Source organism: Streptomyces erythrochromogenes, from assembly GCF_036170895.1.
GTDB lineage: Bacteria > Actinomycetota > Actinomycetes > Streptomycetales > Streptomycetaceae > Streptomyces > Streptomyces erythrochromogenes.
In genome coordinates this window covers 1781178-1801478 of sequence record NZ_CP108036.1, presented here as the reverse complement: position 1 = coordinate 1801478, position 20301 = coordinate 1781178, and the positions used below count along the sequence as shown (strand labels likewise).

Here is a 20301-nt window from a genome sequence, read left to right as displayed (position 1 = left end):
GGTTGCGGGTTCAATCAAATAGCCCCCAACCCCCCACCGCTGGCGGGAATCCGACCCCGCGTTTCCCCGGCACAGAAACGGCATGGGGGTCATGCGTGGCGGCGCGATGAGTTCCGGCCGGGGCGGGAGTCTGAACCCGTAGAGACCATCGAGCGAGGAGCGCAGGGTAATGGCCGAGCTGACACTGACCACCTTCGTGACGCTGGACGGCGTGATGCAGGCGCCGGGCGGGCCCGAGGAGGACCGCAGTGACGGGTTCGAGTACGGCGGGTGGGCCGCACCGTACGTCGACGAGGGGATGGGGGAGTTCGTCACCGAGGTGTTCGGGCGGGCCGGGGCGTTCCTGCTCGGGCGGAAGACGTACGAGATCTTCGCCGGCTACTGGCCGGAGCACGACGAGCCCGGCGACCCCGTGGCGGGCGGGCTGAACCGGCTGCCGAAGTACGTCGCCTCGACCACCCTCGAGGAGCCCGCCTGGGGGCCGGCGACCGTGCTCGACGGGGAGCACCTGCAGAGCGAGATCGTCCGGGTCAAGGACGCGCTGGACGGGGAGCTCCAGGTGCACGGCAGCGGGCAGCTCGCGCAGTGGCTGCTCGCCCGGGACCTCGTCGACGAGATCAACCTGTTGGTGTTCCCCGTGGCGTTGGGCGCCGGGCGCCGGCTGTTCCCCACCGGCGGGCTGCCGACCGCCTACGAGCTGAAGGCCTCCCGCACGACGCCCGTCGGGACGGCCATCCACACCTACCGCCCCACCGGCCGGGCCGCCTTCGGTACCGTCGGCGCGTAGGCGAGCGGCCGGGCGGAGCCCGGCCGGGAGAGCGAACGGGCCCTCTGGCAGGCTGCGGCCGTGGAAGAGCGGGGGACCGGTTCTTCTGGTGCGGGCTCGAAGGGGATCCGGAGCACTGGCCCGTCACCGTCTGCTCCCGCAACGGCCCCTGGTGGCACTACGAGGGCGGAACGGTCCAGTTCCTGGCCGGGCTCTGCGACGCGAGCGTGGAACCCTGGGCCCTCCCCACGGTCCGGTCCCGCGTCACCGGCTGGGCCGCCGAGGGCAGCGGGTGGCACAGAAGGGTGTAGAGCTGCCGATCTCGACGGCGGACTCGCCGCAGCCGGGGCGGCGCACGCCGGGCGGCATCGGCTACCGCCGGTCCAGGGCCAGTTGGACCACGCGGCCCTCGCGCAGGACCAGGAGGTCCGGGGATTCGTGTGCGTGGTGGCGGATGCGGCCGACCGGGCCCGGCGGGCGGATGTGCGGGGTCAGGAGCAGGAGGAGGTCCTCCAGGGCCGGGAGCTGGTCCTCGTGGATCTCCTGGCGGACCGTCAGGGCCCAGCCGTCGTGTTCCGCCGGCCCGAACTCGCCGACGAGCATGCCGCCGACGCGCCAGGCCGGGCCCCTTGGTGAGAGCAGGCCGTCCCCCGTCAGGTGGCGGCGCACCTGCGCGAGTACGGCGTCGGGCGTGGTGTCGAGCAGGTCGAACGCCAGATCCACGGCGTAAAGATCAGCCATGCGCCCGATGCTACGGGTCTGGGGCGCGGGGCCCGGAAACGGGTCGCCCCGCATGATCGGCTCCGGTACGGTGTGCCCCGCAACCGTGCGAGCCGCCGCCGTCTCCACCTCCCGAGTGACGTTGGAGACCTTCCGTGGCCGTCGCCTCGCCCACCCTGCAAGCCGCACCCCGCCGCGCCTGGATCGCTGATCTGCCCGTGCTGGCCGTCGCCGTCGTGTGGGGCGGGAGTTATCTCGCCGCCAAGGGGATCACCACCGCGCACACCGTGATCGCCGTGCTCGTGCTGCGGTTCGCGCTCGTGCTGCCCGTGCTGGTCGTCGCCGGGTGGGCGCGGCTGCGCGCGCTCACCCCCGCCCAGCTGCGCGGCGCCGGTCTGCTGGGGCTCGTACTCGGCGGGATCTTCCTGCTGGAGACCTACGGGGTCGTCCACACCTCCGCCACCAACGCCGGTCTGATCATCAGCCTGACCATGATCTTCACCCCGCTCGCCGACGCCGCCGTGAAGGGGAAGGCGCCCTCCGCCTCCTTCCTCGGCGCCGCCGCAGCCTCCGTCCTCGGTGTCGTGCTGCTCACCCAGGGCGCCGGCTTCACCGCACCCGGCCTCGGCGACCTGCTCATCCTCGGCGCCGCCCTCGCCCGGACCCTGCACGTGCTGCTGATGGCCCGGTCCGAGGGCGTCCGCGGCGCCGACCCGCTGTCGCTGACCACCGTGCAGCTCGGCGGCGCCGTGCTCGTCTTCGCCCTGCTGGCCGCCGTACCGGGGACCGGCGCGACCCCCTGGGCCGCCGCGGCGGACTTCGGGCCCGCCCAGTGGGCCGGCCTGGCGTTCCTCTCGGTCTTCTGCACCCTCTTCGCCTTCTTCGTGCAGATGTGGGCCGTACGCCGTACCTCGCCCTCCCGGGTCGGCCTGCTGCTCGGCACCGAGCCCCTGTGGGCGGCCGTCGCGGGCATCGCCGTCGGCGGGGAGCACCTGGGACCCCTCGGATACGCCGGCGTCGTGCTGGTCCTGGCCGGCACCGCCTGGGGGCGGCGCGCGCTCACCGCTGCTCCCGCCTGAGCGTGCCGCGAGCGTGTCCGGAAAGCGCCGCAGCCAGCCGGGGACCACCGCCGTAGGGTGGCCGGATGCCCTGCTCACCGAACCGGTCGCCGAACCGGTCGCCGAACCGGTCGCCGAACCGGTTACCGATCCGGCAGGTCCGGGAGCTCCTCCAACCGGACCCGGCGCCGCTCCCGCCGCGACAGCTCGCAGGCCTCCGCGACCCGCAGCGCGGCCAGGGCCTCCCGCCCGTCGCAGGGGTTCTCGCACTCGCCGCGCACCAGCCGTACGAAGGCGTCCAGCTCGGCCTCGTACGCGGGGCCGAAGCGTTCCAGGAAGCCGGTCCACGGCTTGCTCGCGGCCGGCGGCCCGTTCGGTTCGGTCGAGGCGATCGGCGTCCGGTCGTCCAGTCCGGCGGAGACCTGGTCCCGCTCCCCGGCCAGCTCCATCCGCACGTCGTAGCCGGCGCCGTTGCACCGGGTGCCGGTGGCCGTGACCAGGGTCCCGTCGTCCAGCGTGAGGACCGCCGCGGCCGTGTCGACGTCACCCGTCTGCCGGAACTGCGGCGGACCGGCGTCCGACCCGGCCGCGTACACCTCCACCACCTCGTGCCCGGTCACCCACCGCACCATGTCGAAGTCGTGCACCATGCAGTCCCGGTACAGGCCGCCCGAGGCGGCCAGGTAGTCGGCGGCCGGCGGTGCCGGGTCGGCCGTCGTCGTCCGTACGGTGTGCAGCCGGCCCAGGGCGCCGGAGCGGACCATCTCCCGGGCCGTGAGGTAGCCCGCGTCGAAGCGGCGCATGAAGCCCACCTGGAGCAGCCCGCCCAGGGCCGACACCTCGCGCAGTACGGCCAGGGTGCGGTTCAGGTCGGGGGCGATGGGCTTCTCGCAGAACACCGGCAGCCCGCCGCGGATCGCCCGGACGACCAGCTCCGCGTGCCCGTCGGTGGAGGAGGCCACGACCACCGCGTCCACGCCCCAGGTGAAGACCTGCTCCACGGAGGGCGCGGCCGTGGCCCCGAGCCGGTCGGCGAGGCGTGCCGCCCGCGCGGGATCGGAGTCGGCGAGCAGGAGCGAGCCCGCCTCCGGGTGGCGGGCGAGCGCCGCCGCGTGGAACGAGCCGATCCGGCCAGTTCCGATGAGCCCGATGCGCATGAACTCAACCTGGCCCCGTCGGGGGAACCTGTCAATCCGCTCGCATCGATCTTGGGGATTTCGCGTGCTGATCTGCGAGCCCGCCGTGTCGATCTGCGGGTGCATGCCCCGATGGCCCTTCATGGTCCACTGTGGCGGATACTGGGCGGCTGAAACCGGAATGACCGAATGATGACGGACGCGATGGCGGACGAGACGAACGAGGGAAGGGCGCGGCGACGTGGCTAGGGTTCGGACAGGGGTACGCGTCGTGGGCGCCGTGCTCGCGGCGGTACTGGGGGCCTCGCTCGCGGGATGCAGCAGTACGGGCGGCAAGCGCGCCGAGGAGCGGGCGAAGGCCGCCGAGGCGGGCCGGCCCGCCGTCTCCACCCCGCGCTGGACCTTCGCGATGGTGACCCACGCGGGCGACGGCGACACCTTCTGGGACATCGTCCAGAAGGGGGCCAAGGAGGCCGCGGCCAAGGACAACATCAACTTCGTCTACTCCCACGACGACCAGGCCCAGCAGCAGGCGCAGTTCGTGCAGAACGCCATCGACCAGAAGGTCGACGGGATCGTGGTGAGCCTGGCCAAGCCGGAAGCGCTCAAGGACGTCGTGCAGAAGGCCGTCAAGGCCGGCATCCCGGTGATCACGGTCAACTCCGGATCCGCCCAGTCCGCCGCGTACGGGGCGCTCACCCACATCGGCCAGGACGAGACGATCGCGGGCGAGGCGGTCGGCACCGAGCTGGGCAAGCGCGGCCGCAAGAAGGCCGTCTGCGTCCTGCACGAGCAGGGCAACGTCGGCCACGAGCAGCGCTGCGCAGGTGCGAAGAAGACCTTCTCCGGGGAGATGGAGAACCTGTACGTCGAGGGCACGAACATGCCGTCCGTGCAGGCTGCCATCCAGGCCAAGCTCCAGGCGGACCCGTCCGTCGACGCGATCCTGACCCTCGGCGCGCCCTTCGCCCCCACCGCGGTCAAGGCCAAGGAGGCCGCCGGCAGCAAGGCCGAGGTCGACACCTTCGACCTCAACGACTCGGTGGCCCGCGACCTCAAGTCCGGCGCCCTCGGCTTCGCCGTGGACCAGCAGCCCTACCTGCAGGGATACGAGGCCATCGACCTGCTCTGGCTCTACCGCTACAACGCCGACGTGCTCGGCGGCGGCCGCCCCGTGCTCACCGGGCCGCAGATCGTCACCGCCGCCGAGGCCGCCGAGCTGGAGGAGTACATCAAGCGGGGCAGCCGATGAGCGCCGCCACCGCCGTCGACGAACGGCTCGCGCCGGCCTCCCTCGTACGCAGGCTGCTCGGGCGCCCCGAGCTGGGCGCGGTGGTCGGCGCCGTGGCCGTCTTCGTCTTCTTCTCCCTCGTCGCCCCCACCTTCCTGCAGGCCTCCAGCCTGAGCACGATCCTCTACTCGGCCTCCACCATCGGGATCATGGCGGTGCCCGTGGCCATGCTGATGATCGGCGGCGAGTTCGACCTCTCCGCCGGTGTCATGGTCACGACCTCGGCACTGGTGAGCTCGATGTTCAGCTACCAGATGACCGCCGACGTCTGGGTCGGCGTCCTGGTGTCCCTGCTGGTCACCCTGGCCATCGGCTTCTTCAACGGCTTCATGCTGACCCGCACCAAGCTGCCCAGCTTCATCATCACGCTCGGCACCTTCCTGATGCTGACCGGCCTGAACCTCGGCTTCACCAAGCTGATCAGCGGCACGGTCTCCACCAAGTCCATCGCCGACATGGAGGGCTTCCCCTCCGCCCGCGCCCTCTTCGCCTCGAAGTGGGAGATCGGCCCGGTCACCCTGCAGATCACCGTCCTGTGGTGGCTGGCCCTGGTCGCCGTCGCCACGTGGATCCTGCTGCGCACCCGCGCAGGCAACTGGATCTTCGCGGTCGGCGGCGGGGCCGACGCGGCCCGCGCGGTCGGCGTGCCCGTCGTGAAGACCCGCATCGGCCTCTACATGGGCGTCGCCCTGTGCGCCTGGATCTCCGGCCAGCACATCCTCTTCTCGTTCGATGTGGTCCAGTCGGGTGAGGGCGTGGGCAACGAGTTCCTCTACATCATCGCGGCGGTCATCGGCGGCTGTCTGATGACCGGCGGCTACGGCTCCGCCATCGGCTCGGCGGTCGGCGCCTTCATCTTCGGCATGACCAGCAACGGCATCGTGTACGCCCAGTGGAATCCGGACTGGTTCAAGTTCTTCCTCGGTGCGATGCTCCTGCTGGCCACACTCCTCAACGCATGGGTCCGCAAGCGGGCGGAGGCGAGCAAGTGACCACCACCGGAGCCACCGCCGAGAGCGGCGGTACGACCGCCCTGGTGAAACTGACCGGCGTCAGCAAGTACTACGGCAACATCCGCGCCCTCCAGGACGTCTCCCTGGAGGTCTCCGCGGGCGAGATCACCTGCGTCCTCGGCGACAACGGCGCAGGCAAATCCACCCTCATCAAGATCATCGCGGGACTGCACCGGCACGACGCCGGCACCTTCGAGATCGAGGGCGAGGAGACCGTCCTCGCCAACCCGCGCGCAGCCCTCGACCACGGCATCGCGACCGTCTACCAGGACCTCGCCGTGGTCCCGCTCATGCCCGTCTGGCGCAACTTCTTCCTCGGCTCCGAACCGACGAAGGGCCGCGGCCCCCTGCGCCGCCTCGACGTGGAGCTCATGCGCCGGACCACCCGCGACGAGCTGCTGCGCATGGGCATCGACCTGCGCGACGTGGACCAGCCCATCGGCACCCTGTCCGGCGGGGAGCGGCAGTGCGTGGCCATCGCCCGCGCCGTCCACTTCGGGGCGAAGGTCCTCGTACTCGACGAGCCGACCGCGGCCCTCGGGGTCAAGCAGTCCGGCGTGGTCCTCAAGTACGTCGCCGCGGCCCGCGACGCCGGCCTCGGTGTGGTCCTGATCACCCACAACCCGCACCACGCGTACCTGGTCGGGGACCGCTTCGTGCTGCTCAAGCGCGGCACCATGGCAGGCAGTCACACCCGCGACTCGATCACCCTGGACGAGCTCACCCGCCAGATGGCGGGCGGCTCCGAGCTCGACGCACTGAGCCACGAACTGGAGCGGGTGGCAGAATCGGGATCGGGCGTCACGGACGCCACGGCCCGCGGAGCCGGCCGCACCGGCCCGGCGGGCCCGGCCGACCAGGCTTCCCGCACCACCGCACCCACGAGGGACGACACGACTCGATGAGCACGTACCGGGACTTCACGCTCACCCACCGGGGGTCGGCGCGAGGCACCGTCCTGCGCACCATCGGCACCCGTGAGCGGCGGTCGCACCTGACCGCCCCGCGCGTCCCGACCGTCGGCATCGACATCGGCGGCACCAAGGTGATGGCCGGCGTCGTCGACGCCGACGGGATCATCCTGGAGAAGATCCGCACCGAGACCCCGGACAAGTCCAAGAGCCCCAAGGTCGTCGAGGACACCATCGTCGAGCTGGTCCTGGACCTCTCCGACCGGCACGACGTGCACGCCGTCGGCATCGGGGCGGCCGGCTGGGTCGACGCCGACCGCTCCCGGGTCCTCTTCGCACCCCACCTGGCCTGGCGCGACGAGCCCCTGCGCGACGCCCTCCAGTCACGGCTCGCGGTCCCGGTCATGGTCGACAACGACGCCAACACCGCCGCCTGGGCCGAATGGCGCTTCGGCGCCGGACGCGGTGAGGACCACCTCGTCATGATCACGCTCGGCACCGGCATCGGCGGCGCCATCCTCGAAGGCGGCCAGGTCAAGCGCGGCCGGTACGGGGTCGCCGGCGAGTTCGGCCACATGCAGGTCGTCCCGGGCGGACACCGCTGCCCCTGCGGGAACCGCGGCTGCTGGGAGCAGTACAGCTCCGGCAACGCCCTGGTGCGCGAGGCGCGCGAGCTGGCCGCCGCCGACTCCCCGGTCGCGTACAACATCATCGCCAAGGTCGGCGGGAACATCTCCGAGATCACCGGGCCGCTGATCACCGAGCTGGCCCGCGAGGGCGACGCCATGTGCGTCGAGCTGCTCCAGGACATCGGCCAGTGGCTCGGCGTCGGCATCGCCAACCTCGCCGCCGCCCTCGACCCGTCCTGCTTCGTCATCGGCGGCGGCGTCAGCGCCGCCGACGACCTGCTGATCGGCCCCGCCCGGGACGCCTTCCGCCGCCACCTCACCGGCCGCGGCTACCGCCCCGAGGCCCGTATCGCCAAGGCCCAGCTCGGCCCCGAGGCGGGCATGGTCGGCGCCGCCGACCTCGCCCGGCTCGTCGCCCGGCGCTTCCGCCGCGCCACCCGCCGACGGGTCGAGCGCTACGAGCGCTACGCGCAGCTGGGCCAGCTGGGCCGCAGGCGCGAGACCGCCGCATCCGAGGACCAGGACCAGTCGTGAACCCGCCCACCCTGCCCCACCAGGCCTCCGCCCCCGACGAGGGCGGTACGCCCCCGCCCACCCCCGAGGACCGCCGGCACGTCGTCAAGCGCCGCTGGATCACCGCGATCATCATCCTGCTGCTGATCGGCGTACCCGCGGGCTACCTCGCCATCTCCACCCAGCAGAGCCGCGAGAGCGGCCGCGACAAGGCGGCCAAGGTCGGCGCGTCCGAGGTGCGCCCCGGCTGGCCCTCCAAGGTGCAGCGCAGCATCTACGAGGTGCCTATCCCGGCGAAGGCCTGGAAGGTCGGGTTCCTGGAGACCAACAACTGGCGCACCAGCCGGCTCTTCACGCAGTTCGCGGTGACCCCGGCCGACCTGGACGCCTTCCTCGCCTCCGTCGGCACCAGCCGCGCCGAGCTGGTCGCCGGGGACGTCACCATCTCGCCCCACGACTCCGAGGTCGCGGGCTGGAGCTGGAGCCCCCGCGCCACCTGGTACGGGACCAGCCTGGAGCAGGCCGACCCGCGCCCCAGCCGGGACATCACGGTGGACCTCACGGACCCCGAGCACCCCAAGGTCTACGTGGTCTCCACGACCACCCCCTGAACGCCGGCCTCCGAACGCGCCACCCCCTAGCCTGGGATCATGAAGCTCACCAAGCGGCTGCACTCCTGCGTCCAGTTGGAGAAGGACGGGCACACGCTCGTCATCGACCCGGGCGCCTTCAGCGAACCGGACGCGGGCCTGGGGGCGGACGCCCTGCTGGTCACGCACGAACACCCCGACCACTTCGACGAGGGCCGGCTGCGGGCCGCCCTCGACGCGAATCCGGCGGCCGGGCTGTGGACCCTGCGCAGCGTCGCCGAGCGGCTCGCCCCCGCCTACCCGGGCCGGGTGCACACGGTCGGCCACGGCGACGCCTTCACCGCCGCGGGTTTCGAGGTGCAGGTGCACGGCGAGCTGCACGCCGTGATCCACCCGGACATCCCGCGGGTCACGAACGTCGGCTACCTCGTCGAGGGATCCCTCTTCCACCCCGGCGACGCGCTGACCGTGCCCGGGGTCCCGGTGGAGACCCTGATGGTGCCGGTCCACGCACCCTGGAACAAGGTCTCCGAGGTGATCGACTACCTCCGCGAGGTGGGGCCGCGCCGTGCCCTCGACATCCACGACGCCTACCTCGCCGACATCGCCCGTCCGATCTACGACTTCGCCCTGGACAAGCTGGGCGGCACCGACCACGGGCGGCTCGCCGCGGGGGACAGCGCCGAGCTGTGACGGCCGGGCTGTGGCGGCCGGGACGAGCCGTCGCACGGTCGCTGTCGGTGCCGGGCGGTAGGTTGGCAGGCATGCGTATCGCCACCTACAACGTCAACTCCATCACCGCCCGGCTGCCGCGCCTGCTGGCCTGGTTGGAGAGCTCCGGCACCGATGTCGTGTGCATCCAGGAGACCAAGTGCTCGGCGGAGCAGTTCCCGCACGAGCAGCTGCGCGAGCTGGGCTACGAGGCGGCCGTCAACGCCACCGGCCGCTGGAACGGCGTGGCCCTGCTCTCCAAGGTCGGCCTGGACGACGTGGTCACGGGGCTGCCCGGCGGCCCCGACTACGAGGGCGTCCAGGAGCCCCGGGCGATCTCCGCCACCTGCGGCGGGGTCCGGGTCTGGTCGGTGTACGTGCCCAACGGCCGCGAGGTCGAGCACGACCACTACGGCTACAAGCTGGACTGGTTCCGCTCCCTGGCCACGGCCGTCGCCGAGGACGCGGCCGGCCCGCGCCCCTTCGCCGTGCTCGGCGACTTCAACGTGGCCCCGACCGACGAGGACGTGTACGACCCGGCCGTCTTCGCCGGCCTCACCCACGTCACCCCGGCCGAGCGGGCCGCCCTGGAGGCGCTGCGCGCCGTCGGCCTCTCGGACGTCTTCCCGCGCGCGCTGAAGTACGACCGTCCGTACACCTTCTGGGACTACCGGATGCTCGCCTTCCCCAAGAACAAGGGCATGCGCATCGACCTGGTCTACGGCAACGAGCCCTTCACCAAGGCCGTCACCGACGCCTACGTCGACCGCGAGGAGCGCAAGGGCAAGGGCGCCTCCGACCACGCACCCGTCGTCGTCGACCTCGACCTCGACCGGTAGGCCGGGGGCCTTTGCAGGCGCGCCCTGTGGCCAGCGGAGGATCCTGGTGCGACGCTGGGCGGTATGAACATCCCTTTCCTGGACAACTGGCTGAACCGGCGTGAAACGGAACGGGGTGCGGGGCTCGCCGCCGCCCTCGTGGACGACCCCGAGGGCGTCGCCGAGATGTTCTCGGAGTGCGAGATGCTGCGGGTCCAGGCACGGGCGGCCGGGCTCGAACTCGACGGGAGCCCGGCCTCGTTGGAGGCCCTCGACCAGCTGATGCCCCGCTGGCGGCGGGACCCCGAGGTGGTGCCCTGGCTCGGCAACGACGCGGGCTTCTACCTCGGCACCGTGATCGTCCGGACCATCCCGGGGACCGCCTGGCAGGTGTGGCCCAACGGCCAGCCGGTGATCCGCCTGGTCTCGGGCCGGGAGCTGAACGTGATCGAGTCGGGGGTGTCCTGGGCGATGACCGGTTCCCCCGAGCTCAGCCAGGCGTACGCGGAGGCCTCCGAGGGCTGACGCCCCCGCGGCCCCTGTGCCCCCGCGCGCCCCCGCGCGCGCCGCGGCTCCGGGGCGGGCGGCGTGTCGCGGCGAAGTGCCCTTCCGCGGCTGGATAGTTTGCGCTGACCGGCATCCGACACCGAGTGGGCAGGGCAGCGCATGGCCGTCGATCCGTTGATCGAGCTGCGGGACGTCAACAAGCACTTCGGACCGCTGCACGTGCTGCGGGACATCAGCCTCACCGTCGGCCGCGGGGAGGTGGTGGTGGTCATCGGGCCCTCCGGCTCCGGGAAGTCCACCCTGTGCCGGGCGATCAACCGGCTGGAGCCCGTCGAGTCGGGCACGATCCTGATCGACGGGGAGCCGCTGCCCGCCGAGGGCAAGGACCTGGCCCGGCTGCGCGCCGAGGTGGGGATGGTCTTCCAGTCCTTCAACCTCTTCGCGCACAAGACCGTCCTGGCCAACCTCTCGCTCGCGCAGGTCAAGGTCCGCGGGCGGTCGAAGCGCGAGGCGGACCGGCGCTCCCGCGAGCTCCTGGACCGCGTCGGCCTCGCCGACCAGGCCGACAAGTTCCCTGCCCAGCTCTCCGGCGGCCAGCAGCAGCGCGTGGCCATCGCCCGAGCCCTCGCCATGGACCCCAAGGCCCTGCTCTTCGACGAGCCCACCTCCGCACTGGACCCGGAGATGATCAACGAGGTGCTGGAGGTCATGCAGCAGCTCGCCCGGGAGGGCATGACCATGGTCGTGGTCACGCACGAGATGGGCTTCGCCCGCTCCGCGGCCAACCGCGTGCTGTTCATGGCCGACGGCCGGATCGTCGAGGACCGCACCCCGGAGGAGTTCTTCACCGCCCCCGAGAGCGACCGGGCCAAGGACTTCCTCTCCAAGATCCTCAAACACTGAGGGTCCGGAGCGGGGCCGTCCCGGTCCGGCCGCCGCCGTGGATCACTGCTCGCGCAGCGGCACCGCGACGTAGCTGGGGTCGCCCGGCGGCGAGGAGAAGGCCAGCTGCGCGCCGGTGGGGTTGTGCTCGATGTAGAGCGGGTCGACGGTGTCGACGACGAGGGCGAGCCGGTGGCCCGCGGGCACGTCGTAGGCGGTCGAGAAGAGCTCCAGGTCCACGCCGAAGGCCCGCCCCGGGGTCTTGCCGTGGAAGGTGTACGGGGCGTTGCTGACCAGCTTGCCGATGCCGAGCGGGCCGACGTCGTAGAGGTACGCGACGAAGGTGCCGTCGCCCTTGGTGGGCGTGACGGTGGTGTGCAGCCTGACGGTGCCGCGGATCCGGCGGGCCTCGTCGTAGCGTCCGGACTGCCAGACGGCGGCGAAGGAGCGGGGGAGCAGCGGGATCGAGGCGACCGGGGGCGCCTTGAAGAACTGGTCGAAGACGCTGGAGAGGAGCACGATGCCGCCGTTGGCCCCGGAGTCGACGTTCGCGAAGAGGTGCTCGCTGTCGGAGAGCGCGAGCTTCTCGGTGCCGCCGGAGCCGACCGAGGCCCAGTCCGCGTAGCCCTCGTAGCCGCCTTCGCTGCGGGACTTGACCTGCACCGGGGCCTCGGTGTCGACGCCGTTGCGCTCGCCCTTGAGGTAGCGGTCGAACCAGCGGTGGGCGTTGGTCCAGGTGTCGTTGGGCAGTCCGAGCAGGCCGGTGCCCTCGGCGGTGGCGTGGTCTCCCGGGCGGAATTCCAGCCGCTTGGGGCCGGTCAGCCGCTCGTAGAACTTCGCGTACTGGTTGGGCGGGAAGACCGTGTCGCCCCAGGCGTTGCCGAGCATGATCGCGGTGCCGTTGGCGTTGATCCGGTCCACCTGCTCGGCGGCCGAGCGCTTCCTGCCCCACTCGATCATCTGCTGTTCGCGGTCCAGCCGGGATCCGAGGAAGTCGCCCAGGATCGACTGGAGTTCGGGTCCGGGGCGGCCGGTGAGGTAGCCGGCGGCGCCGAGCAGCCCGGCGGCCTGGCGGTGCTGGGTGCGGCCCGAGTAGATGGACTCGATGAGGTCGGCCCAGCCGCTCATCGCGACCACGGCCTTGACGCGCGGGTCGTGTGCCGAGGCCAGCAGGCTGATGCCCGCGCCGTAGGAGACCCCGCCCAGGCCGATGCGGTCCGCGTCGGCGGGGGTGTGGGCGAGGGCCCAGTCGATGACGGCGGATACGTCGGCGACGTCCGGCGGCCCGGCCACCTCGATCTGCCCGCCGGAGAGCCAGAAGCCGCGGGAGGTGTAACTGACCACGACGTAGCCGGAGTCGGCGAGCTTCTTGGCCTGGGCGATGTATTCGATCTGCGGCATGCCCCAGCTGGTGGGCAGCACGATCAGCGGGTACTTCCGGCCGCTCTGCGCTCCGGCCGGGGTGAAGACGTTGCCCTTGAGGGTGATGCCGCCGGAGCCGGGGATGTCGTGGAAGCGCAGGTCCGCGGCGGCGGTCTGCGGGGCGGTGGTGGTGGCCGTGGTGGGTGCGGGAGCCGCCTGGGCCTGGTGGGGGGCCAGGCCCAGGGCGGTCGCCGCCAGGAGTGCCGCCACGGCTGCGGCGGTGGTGGTGCGTTCCATCGGTCGCTCCTCGCGTGCACCGGGAGTCCTGAAAGTGACCCGACGGTAACGGGAGCGGCTTACCGAAGGTAACCCGTCGGTAAGTTACGTGGTGGTAACAATTGAACGAGAGTCAGGAAGGGAGGTCCGCAGGTCAGCCGTTCTGCGGGGCGCCGGACAGGGCGCTCTTGGCCTTCCACTCGTCCCAGGAGAGGTTCCACTCGCCGTAGCCGTTGCCGATCGGCGCCTGGCCCTTCGAGCCCTCGCCGACCACCTCGAAGAGGTCGCCGACCTGGGACTGCCCGAAGAACTCCTTGGCGTCGGCGTCGCTCATCCCCACGCAGCCGGAACTGCTGTTGGTGCGCCCGAAGTTGCCGGAGTTCCACGGCGCGGCGTGCGCGTACATGCCGGACCAGGTCAGGCGCATCGAGTAATCGACCATCTTGTCGTAGGCGTTGTCCAGGCCCACCGTCTGGGAGTCCATCCGGATGGTGCCCTCCTTGGTCATGATCACCATCTTCCCGGACCAGGAGGCCTTCTTGCCGCCGGGAGTGCCGGCCGAGATCGGGATCGTCCTGAGCGCCTGGCCGTCCTGGGTGACCGACATCTTCTTCGTGTCGAGGCTGACCTGGACCCGGCGGTCCTTGCCGATCTTGAACTCGGTGTTGTAGTCGCGGGCGAACAGCCCGCCGCCCTTGCCCGAGTCCACTCCGTTCAGCTTCATGTCGACCTTCACGTCCGTGCCGGACTTCCAGTAGTCCCTGGGCCGCCAGTCGACGCGGTCCTTGCCGTCGTGGTCCTTCATCCAGCCCCAGGAGCCCTCGGTGTTGTCCGAGGTGGTGACCTTGAGCTGCTTCTCCACGTCGGCCTTGTTCGCCACCGGGTTGTCGAAGACGAGGGACACCGGCATCGCCACGCCCACCGTGCTGCCCTTGGAGATGTTGATCGAGACCTTGTTCACCTTGTCGGCGGGTCCGGTCTTGAACTGCGTGGTGGCGCTCTGGCTGTCGGTGTTCTGCGCCTCGACCTTGTACTCCGCACCGGGCGGGGCGTTGCGCTCCGAGGTCCAGGTCTTCCCGTCGTCGGCTATCTTCCCCGGCAGCTCCGCACCCTTGGCGTCGGTCACCTTCACCTGCGCCAGCTTGCCCTCGGCCACGGTCACCGTCACCGGCTGCCCCGCCTTGACCTGATCGCCCGTGAGGTTCACCGAGACCGCCATGGGCGCCTTCGGCTTCGACTCGTCCTTGCCCTTGTCGTCGCTGCCGGCATCGCTCCCGCCCGAGCAGGCGGTCAGCGCGGCGGCCAGGAGTGCGGTGCCCGCAATGGCGGTGCGGCGTGTGCGGCTCAACGAAGGGCCCCTTCGAGTCGTGGTGGTGATGAACGTTCGCAAAAGAGGATGAGAACGGGACGACTTTAGGTTGCACAAACAGCAGAAAAGATCAGCCTTTTTGTTGTGACGTGGACCGCAGCGAAACGGTCATCATCCGGTCACATTCGTCGCGCACTTCGGTCACGGCTGGCTGTGAGAGTCCTGTGAACGACCCCTCAGGACGAACAGGAAGGCCGTCAGCCGTGTGCGCACTGCTCGTTACCCCCGCCCGGCAGGACCAGGACCACGAGCTCCGGGTGCGCACCCTGTCCCTCCCCGAATACCAGTCCTTCCTGTGCAGGACCCCGGCGGCGAGCTTTCTCCAGCACCCGTCATGGGCCCGGGTGAAGGACCTTTGGCGCTCGGAAATGGTCGGATGGCACTGTTCCGGCGGCGAGATCGAAGGTGCCGGACTCGTTCTCTATCGGCAATTCCCCGGTACCCGCAAATACTTCGCCTACCTTCCCGAAGGGCCCGTCGCCGACTGGTCCGACCCGCGCCTCGACCGCTGGCTGGACCCGCTCATGCGCCACCTGCGCGCCGCCGGCGCCTTCGCCGTCCGCATCGGCCCCAGCCCCGCCTACCGCCGCTGGGACGCCGCCACCGCAAAGGCCGGCACCGGAACGGGCCGCCAGATATCCGACGTCCTCGCCACCGAGGTCGACCCCGTGGGCGCCGCCCTCGCCGACCGGCTGCGCACCCGCGGCTGGAAGCGCTGCGGCGGCGAGGACGACGGCGACGCCCAGCCCCGCCACGTCTTCCGCGTCCCGCTCGCCGGACGCACCCTGGACGAGCTGTGGTCCGGCCTCAACCAGGAGTGGCGGCGCAACGTGCGCAAGGCCGGCAAGGCCGGCGTGGAGACCGTCCTCGGCACCTCCGCCGACCTGCCCGAGTTCTACCGGCTGCTGAGGATCACCGAGGAACGCGACGGCTTCCGGCTCGGCCGCTCCCTCGCGTACTACGAGCAGCAGTACCGCGTCCTGAACGAGGAACAGCCCGGCCGGATGCGGCTCTACCTGGCCGTCCACCGCGGCGAGATCCTCGCCGCCCACACCATGATCAGCACCGGCAGCAGGGTCTGGTACCAGACCGGCGCCTCCGCCGACCACCGGCGCGAAGTACGGCCCAGCAACGCCCTGCAGTGGCGCATGATGCGCGATGCCCACGCCCTCGGAGCCGACGAGTACGACATGCGCGGGGTACCCTCCACCCTCGACCCCGACGAACGTTCCTTCGGGCTGCTGCGCTGGAAGCTCGGCACCGGCGGACAGGTCGTCGAAACGCTCGGCGAATGGGAGATCCCGATGGACGGAGTCGCCAACACGGCGCTCTACAAGGCGTTCCAGGCGTACCTGGCCCGCCGGTGACGGCCACCGACACCAGACCGGCCGGCCCCGCCGCCGACAGCGCAGCACCGAAGAAGACCTCGGTGCTGCGCAGCGGCGCGCTCATGGCGGCCGGCTCGATCGTCTCCCGCGCCACCGGCTTCATCCGCTCCGCCGTCGTCGTCGCCGCCCTCGGCACAGGACTGCTCGGCGACGGCTACGCCGTCGCCAACACCGTCCCGAACATCATCTACATCCTGCTCGTCGGCGGAGCGCTCAACGCCGTCTTCGTACCCGAGCTGGTCCGCGCCGCCAAGGAGCACGCCGACGGCGGCGCCGCCTACACCGACCGGCTGCTCACCGCCTGCACCGCCGCCCTCGTCGCCCTCACCGCCGCCGCGGTCCTCGCCGCCCCGCTGATCGTCTCGGCGTACACCGGCTACACCGGCGCCCAGGCGAGCACCACCGTGGCCCTGGCCCGGTACTGCCTGCCCCAGATCCTCTTCTACGGGCTCTTCACCCTCCTCGGCCAGGTGCTGAACTCCCGCGGCCGGTTCGGCGCGATGATGTGGACCCCCGTCCTCAACAACTTCGTCATCATCGCCGTCTTCGGGCTGTTCCTGTACGTCTCCCACGACGCCGCCGGCGGCCTCACCGCGGCCGAGACCCGGCTCCTGGGCCTCGGCACCACCGCCGGCATCGTCGTCCAGGCCCTCGCCCTGATCCCCTCGCTGCGCGCGGCCCGCTTCCGCTGGCGCCCCCGCTTCGACTGGCGCGGCAGCGGCCTCGGCCGCCCCCTGCGCAACGCGGGCTGGACCGTCATGCTCGTCCTCACCAACCAGATCGCCTACTGGGTCGTCACCCGGCTCTCCACCGCCACCGGACAGAGCGCGGTCGAGGCCGGCCTCGCGGGCGGCGCCGGCTACACCGCCTACAGCAACGCCTACCAGCTGTGGATCGTCCCGCAGGGCATCATCACCGTCTCCCTCGTCACCGCCCTGATGCCCCGGATGAGCTCCGCCGCCACCGACGGCGACCTCGGCGCCGTCCGCCGCGACGTCTCCTACGCCCTGCGCTCCAGCGCCGCCCTCGTCGTCCCCGCCGCCGCCCTCATGGCCGCCCTCGCCCCCTGGGTGATGGGCAGCGTCTTCGGCTACGGACGCACCGGCGCCGCCGACATCGCGGTCATGGCCGGCATGCTCACGGCCTTCGCCCCCGGCCTGGTCGCCTTCTCCGCGCAGTACGTGCTCTCCCGCGGCTTCTACGCCCTCTCCGACACCCGGACCCCCTTCTTCCTGAACCTCGTCATCGTCACCCTCAACGCCGGTCTGTCGGCCGCCGCCTACTTCCTGCTGTCCCCGCGCTGGGCCGTCACCGGCATGGCCGCCGCCTCCTCCGTCGCCTTCCTCGCGGGAGCCGCCGCCACCGGTTACGCCCTCTCCCGCCGACTCAGCCCGCGCACGGGCAGCCGCAGCGAACGGCGCGCCACCGCCGTACGCACCCACCTGCGCCTCCTCGCGGCCTGCGCGCCCGCGGCCGCCGCGGCCTACGCCGCCGCCCGCGCCGCCGAGCGGTTCGGCGACTTCGCCGCGGTCGGCGCGGGAACCGCGGCCCTCGCCCTGGTCGTCGTCCTCCTTGCCCGGCCACTGCGCCTGGTGGAGATCACCGACCTGCTGGCCTCCCTGCGGCGCAAGACCGGCCGATAGCGGGAGGAGAAGCCGAAGAACGCCTTGGGATACTGACCGGATGCCACGCGTACTGCTGATCGAGGACGACCCTTCCATCCGCGAAGGGGTGGGCCTCGGCCTGCGCCGCCGCGGCCACGAGGTCCGGGCCGCCGAGACCGGGGAGGACGGACTCGCCCTGATGACGAGCTTCCACCCCGAACTCGTGCTGCTCGACCTGATGCTGCCCGGCATCAACGGCGTGCAGGTCTGCCACCGCATCCGCCAGACCAGCGAAGTGCCGATCATCATGCTCACCGCACGCGGCGACGACTTCGACATCGTCATCGGCCTGGAGGCGGGCGCCGACGACTACATCGTCAAACCCGCCCGCACCGAGGTCATCGAAGCCCGCATCAAGGCCGTCCTGCGCCGGCTCAGCGACCCGGTGGGATCCCGCCCCGGCATCGAGAGCCACGGCGAACTCGTCATCGACCGCGCCGGACTGACCGTCGCCAAGAACGGCGAACGCGTCGCCCTCGCACCCAGCGAGATCAAGCTCCTGCTGCACCTGTCGGCCTCGCCCGAACAGGTCTTCTCCCGCCAGCAGCTCCTCGAATACGTCTGGGACCACAGTTACCACGCCGACGCCCGCCTCGTGGACGCCTGCGTCCGCCGCCTGCGCCACAAGATCGAGGACCCCGCCCGCAGCCCCCGCTACATACAGACCGTGCGCGGCTTCGGCTACCGCTTCGGTCCCCTGTAGGCCGCGGTGCGACGCATAGCACCCCTGGGGCTGCGCACCCGGCTGATCGCGGCCTTCCTCCTGGTCGCCGCGATCAGTGCGGGAACCACCGCGGCCCTGACCTACCAGCAGGCGCGCAACGCCATCCTCAAACAGACCCAGGACACCGCCGTCAGCACCCTGCGGGACCAGGTCGAGCAGCAGGAGATCCGCCTGCCCCTGGAGCAGCAGGAGCTCCAGCGCATCGTCATCGAGCTCGGCAAGCGCGGCAAACCCCACCCGTGGATCATCTTCGGCGAGTACGGCGGCATACGCGTCTCCACCAACCCCGGCACGCCCACGTCCACCGTGATCACCGACAGCCTGCGCGACCGGGTCCGCAACAACCAGTACGCCGCCTTCCAGCGCGTCGAGGACCAGCGCGGCAGCCCCTGGCTCACCATCGGCGTCCCCGCCCTCTTCGAGCACAACGGGTACATCGAATCCACCGGGGTCGTCTTCTACGCCAGCGTCCCGCTCTCCACCGAGAAGCAGACCGTCGAAGCCATGGTCGAGGCGGCCCAGCAGGGCGCCGTCCCGGGCCTGGCCATCGCCATCGTCCCCGCCCTGCTGGCCGCCCGCAGCGTGCTGCGCCCGGTCCGCGACATGCGCCGCGCCGCACAGAAACTGGGACGCGGCCGCCTCGACACCCGCATCGAGGTCCGGGGGGCCGACGAACTCGCCGGACTCGCCCGCACCTTCAACGAGACCGCCCGCGCCCTGGAACAGTCCGTGCGCGAACTCCAGGAGGCCGAGGTCCGCGCCCGCCGCTTCGCCTCCGACGTCTCCCACGAACTGCGCACCCCGCTCGCCGGCATGCTCGCCGTCACGGAGGTCCTGGACGAGGACGCCGCCCGCCTCGACGCCGACACCGCCAAGGCCCTGCGCCTGGTCAGCGCCGAGACCGGAAAACTCGCCGTCCTCGTCGAGGACCTCATGGAGATCTCCCGGTTCGACGCCCGGGCCGCCGAGCTCAACCTCGACGACGTCGACATCGCCGAAGCCGTGCGCAAGACCCTCGAACGACGCCACTGGGACGACGCCCGCGTCGTCACCGACCTGCCCCACGGGGTACGCGCCCGCCTCGACCCGCGCCGCTTCGACGTGGTCCTCGCCAACCTCGTCGGCAACGCCCTGCGGCACGGCGGCGCCCCCGTCCACGTCACCGTGAGCACCGCAGCCGGCGCGGACGGAGAACGGCTCCTCATCGACGTCGCCGACAGCGGCCCCGGCATCGCCCCCGAGGTGCTGCCGCACATCTTCGACCGCTTCTTCAAGGCCGACGCGGCCCGAACCCGCTCCGCCGGCAGCGGCCTCGGACTCGCCATCACCCTGGAGAACGTCCGCCTGCACGGCGGCACCCTCCGGGCGGGCAACCGACCCGCCGGCGGCGCCCTCTTCACCCTCGACATGCCGCTGGAGGCCCACGTATGACAGGGCGGAAGACGAGAGCCCGCGCCGCGGCGGCCACCGCCGCAATGGCCGGCTGCGCCCTGCTGCTCGCCGGATGCGGGATCAAACGCACCGGGGTGATCGAGAGCGGCCACGCCGCCGCCGTCAAGGTTCCCGGCGCCAAGAACGCCGCCGTCCTCTACTTCGTCTCCAAGGAGGGCGACCGGCTCGTCCCGGTCCCGTTCTCGATCAGCACCGAATACACCCTCGCGCCCACACCGCTCGCGCGGCTGCTGCTGGACGGACCCAGCGGCCCTGCTTCGGCGGCAGGGCTCACCACGGCGCTGCCGAAGGTGCCCGACGAGCAGGTGGACGCGGTGTCGGTGAGCAGGTACTCGCCGGACAAGGGGCTGACCGTCAGCGTCCCCTTCGCCGTGGGCGGCCTGTCGGACCTGGCCCGCAACCAGCTGGTGTGCACCGTCGGCGTCTCCGCCGTGCCCGACACCCTCAGCCAGGTCAGCATCAAGGGCACCGACGCCGTCCTGCCCGCCGCCGACTGCAACCCGCGGCGCTGACGCCCGGCG

The 20301-nt window shown here is 71.6% G+C and carries 20 protein-coding genes; 16 read left to right on the top strand and 4 right to left on the bottom strand.

Features of this window, described 5'->3' with window-relative positions; genetic code table 11:
* Nucleotides 1-169: 169 nt before the first annotated feature.
* Complete coding sequence (locus OHA91_RS08405; protein ID WP_266493263.1) at nt 170-787, top strand: dihydrofolate reductase family protein; 618 nt, start codon at nt 170-172, stop codon at nt 785-787.
* A 351-nt stretch (nt 788-1138) separates the two neighbouring features.
* On the opposite strand, the gene OHA91_RS08400 is transcribed toward OHA91_RS08405, so the two are convergent.
* Nucleotides 1139-1507: a hypothetical protein gene (locus OHA91_RS08400; protein ID WP_158714798.1), complete on the bottom strand. Its 369-nt coding sequence runs from the start codon at nt 1505-1507 to the stop codon at nt 1139-1141.
* Nucleotides 1508-1641: 134 nt separating this feature from the next.
* On the opposite strand from OHA91_RS08400, the gene OHA91_RS08395 reads away from it, so the two are divergent.
* Nucleotides 1642-2565 (top strand): DMT family transporter, encoded by a 924-nt coding sequence (locus tag OHA91_RS08395; RefSeq protein ID WP_266493266.1) that lies wholly within the window; start codon nt 1642-1644, stop codon nt 2563-2565.
* A gap of 122 nt (nt 2566-2687) precedes the next feature.
* Here the strand turns inward: OHA91_RS08395 and OHA91_RS08390 are convergent, their stop codons facing one another.
* Nucleotides 2688-3701 (bottom strand): Gfo/Idh/MocA family protein, encoded by a 1014-nt coding sequence (locus OHA91_RS08390; protein ID WP_031152293.1) that lies wholly within the window; start codon nt 3699-3701, stop codon nt 2688-2690.
* Nucleotides 3702-3921: 220 nt separating this feature from the next.
* Between OHA91_RS08390 and OHA91_RS08385 the strand changes: the two genes are divergently transcribed.
* The 9 genes from OHA91_RS08385 (at nt 3922) to OHA91_RS08345 (ending at nt 11566) form a co-directional block, all read left to right on the top strand.
* A complete protein-coding gene (locus OHA91_RS08385; RefSeq protein ID WP_078959368.1) occupies nt 3922-4932 on the top strand; it encodes a sugar ABC transporter substrate-binding protein in 1011 nt (336 codons plus the stop codon).
* Complete coding sequence (locus OHA91_RS08380) at nt 4929-5963, top strand: ABC transporter permease (RefSeq protein ID WP_031152297.1); 1035 nt, start codon at nt 4929-4931, stop codon at nt 5961-5963. The genes OHA91_RS08385 and OHA91_RS08380 overlap by 4 nt, the downstream gene beginning before the upstream one ends.
* Nucleotides 5930-6889 carry an ATP-binding cassette domain-containing protein gene (locus OHA91_RS08375; RefSeq protein ID WP_245240139.1) on the top strand — a complete coding sequence of 320 codons (960 nt, stop codon included), beginning with the start codon at nt 5930-5932 and terminating at the stop codon, nt 6887-6889. Before OHA91_RS08380 ends, OHA91_RS08375 begins: the two co-directional genes overlap by 34 nt.
* Nucleotides 6886-8058, top strand: a complete 1173-nt coding sequence (locus OHA91_RS08370) for an ROK family glucokinase (protein ID WP_266493281.1) — start codon at nt 6886-6888, stop codon at nt 8056-8058. The genes OHA91_RS08375 and OHA91_RS08370 overlap by 4 nt, the downstream gene beginning before the upstream one ends.
* A complete protein-coding gene (locus OHA91_RS08365) occupies nt 8055-8648 on the top strand; it encodes a hypothetical protein (RefSeq protein ID WP_266493283.1) in 594 nt (197 codons plus the stop codon). Before OHA91_RS08370 ends, OHA91_RS08365 begins: the two co-directional genes overlap by 4 nt.
* Before the next feature lie 39 nt (nt 8649-8687).
* On the top strand, nt 8688-9320 hold the full coding sequence (locus tag OHA91_RS08360) for an MBL fold metallo-hydrolase (RefSeq protein ID WP_328738954.1): 633 nt from the start codon (nt 8688-8690) through the stop codon (nt 9318-9320).
* Nucleotides 9321-9391: 71 nt separating this feature from the next.
* Nucleotides 9392-10177: an exodeoxyribonuclease III gene (locus tag OHA91_RS08355; RefSeq protein WP_031154415.1), complete on the top strand. Its 786-nt coding sequence runs from the start codon at nt 9392-9394 to the stop codon at nt 10175-10177.
* Between the two features lie 63 nt (nt 10178-10240).
* Nucleotides 10241-10681, top strand: coding sequence for a DUF6278 family protein (locus OHA91_RS08350; protein WP_031154418.1), 441 nt, complete (start codon nt 10241-10243; stop codon nt 10679-10681).
* A 141-nt stretch (nt 10682-10822) separates the two neighbouring features.
* A complete protein-coding gene (locus OHA91_RS08345) occupies nt 10823-11566 on the top strand; it encodes an amino acid ABC transporter ATP-binding protein (RefSeq protein ID WP_031154420.1) in 744 nt (247 codons plus the stop codon).
* Nucleotides 11567-11608: 42 nt separating this feature from the next.
* On the opposite strand, the gene OHA91_RS08340 is transcribed toward OHA91_RS08345, so the two are convergent.
* Entirely contained in the window at nt 11609-13204 is a 1596-nt protein-coding gene (locus tag OHA91_RS08340) for a CocE/NonD family hydrolase (RefSeq protein WP_266493291.1), read from the bottom strand.
* Between the two features lie 133 nt (nt 13205-13337).
* The gene (locus OHA91_RS08335; RefSeq protein ID WP_328738953.1) at nt 13338-14531 is read right to left on the bottom strand and encodes a L,D-transpeptidase; all 1194 of its coding nucleotides are present in this window, start codon (nt 14529-14531) and stop codon (nt 13338-13340) included.
* 278 nt (nt 14532-14809) lie between these two features.
* On the opposite strand from OHA91_RS08335, the gene OHA91_RS08330 reads away from it, so the two are divergent.
* The 5 genes from OHA91_RS08330 to OHA91_RS08310 are packed head-to-tail and all read left to right on the top strand — an operon-like array spanning nt 14810 to nt 20292.
* A complete protein-coding gene (locus tag OHA91_RS08330) occupies nt 14810-15919 on the top strand; it encodes a lipid II:glycine glycyltransferase FemX (protein WP_408059230.1) in 1110 nt (369 codons plus the stop codon).
* Nucleotides 15916-17583: a murein biosynthesis integral membrane protein MurJ gene (murJ, locus tag OHA91_RS08325; RefSeq protein WP_328738951.1), complete on the top strand. Its 1668-nt coding sequence runs from the start codon at nt 15916-15918 to the stop codon at nt 17581-17583. The genes OHA91_RS08330 and murJ overlap by 4 nt, the downstream gene beginning before the upstream one ends.
* Nucleotides 17584-17623: 40 nt before the next feature.
* Nucleotides 17624-18307 (top strand): response regulator transcription factor, encoded by a 684-nt coding sequence (locus tag OHA91_RS08320; RefSeq protein ID WP_031154432.1) that lies wholly within the window; start codon nt 17624-17626, stop codon nt 18305-18307.
* Between the two features lie 6 nt (nt 18308-18313).
* Nucleotides 18314-19759 (top strand): HAMP domain-containing sensor histidine kinase, encoded by a 1446-nt coding sequence (locus OHA91_RS08315; RefSeq protein WP_328738949.1) that lies wholly within the window; start codon nt 18314-18316, stop codon nt 19757-19759.
* Nucleotides 19756-20292, top strand: a complete 537-nt coding sequence (locus OHA91_RS08310; protein WP_328738948.1) for a hypothetical protein — start codon at nt 19756-19758, stop codon at nt 20290-20292. The genes OHA91_RS08315 and OHA91_RS08310 overlap by 4 nt, the downstream gene beginning before the upstream one ends.
* Nucleotides 20293-20301 lie beyond the last annotated feature (9 nt).

Coding starts and splice junctions, on each gene's coding strand:
- OHA91_RS08355 (WP_031154415.1), top strand. CDS start 9,392: ATGCGTATCGCCACCTACAACGTCAACTCCATCACCGCCCGGCTGCCG.
- OHA91_RS08400 (WP_158714798.1), bottom strand. CDS start 1,507: ATGGCTGATCTTTACGCCGTGGATCTGGCGTTCGACCTGCTCGACACC.
- OHA91_RS08405 (WP_266493263.1), top strand. CDS start 170: ATGGCCGAGCTGACACTGACCACCTTCGTGACGCTGGACGGCGTGATG.
- OHA91_RS08340 (WP_266493291.1), bottom strand. CDS start 13,204: ATGGAACGCACCACCACCGCCGCAGCCGTGGCGGCACTCCTGGCGGCG.
- OHA91_RS08345 (WP_031154420.1), top strand. CDS start 10,823: ATGGCCGTCGATCCGTTGATCGAGCTGCGGGACGTCAACAAGCACTTC.
- OHA91_RS08380 (WP_031152297.1), top strand. CDS start 4,929: ATGAGCGCCGCCACCGCCGTCGACGAACGGCTCGCGCCGGCCTCCCTC.
- OHA91_RS08310 (WP_328738948.1), top strand. CDS start 19,756: ATGACAGGGCGGAAGACGAGAGCCCGCGCCGCGGCGGCCACCGCCGCA.
- OHA91_RS08320 (WP_031154432.1), top strand. CDS start 17,624: ATGCCACGCGTACTGCTGATCGAGGACGACCCTTCCATCCGCGAAGGG.
- OHA91_RS08370 (WP_266493281.1), top strand. CDS start 6,886: ATGAGCACGTACCGGGACTTCACGCTCACCCACCGGGGGTCGGCGCGA.
- OHA91_RS08390 (WP_031152293.1), bottom strand. CDS start 3,701: ATGCGCATCGGGCTCATCGGAACTGGCCGGATCGGCTCGTTCCACGCG.
- OHA91_RS08360 (WP_328738954.1), top strand. CDS start 8,688: ATGAAGCTCACCAAGCGGCTGCACTCCTGCGTCCAGTTGGAGAAGGAC.
- OHA91_RS08375 (WP_245240139.1), top strand. CDS start 5,930: ATGGGTCCGCAAGCGGGCGGAGGCGAGCAAGTGACCACCACCGGAGCC.
- OHA91_RS08350 (WP_031154418.1), top strand. CDS start 10,241: ATGAACATCCCTTTCCTGGACAACTGGCTGAACCGGCGTGAAACGGAA.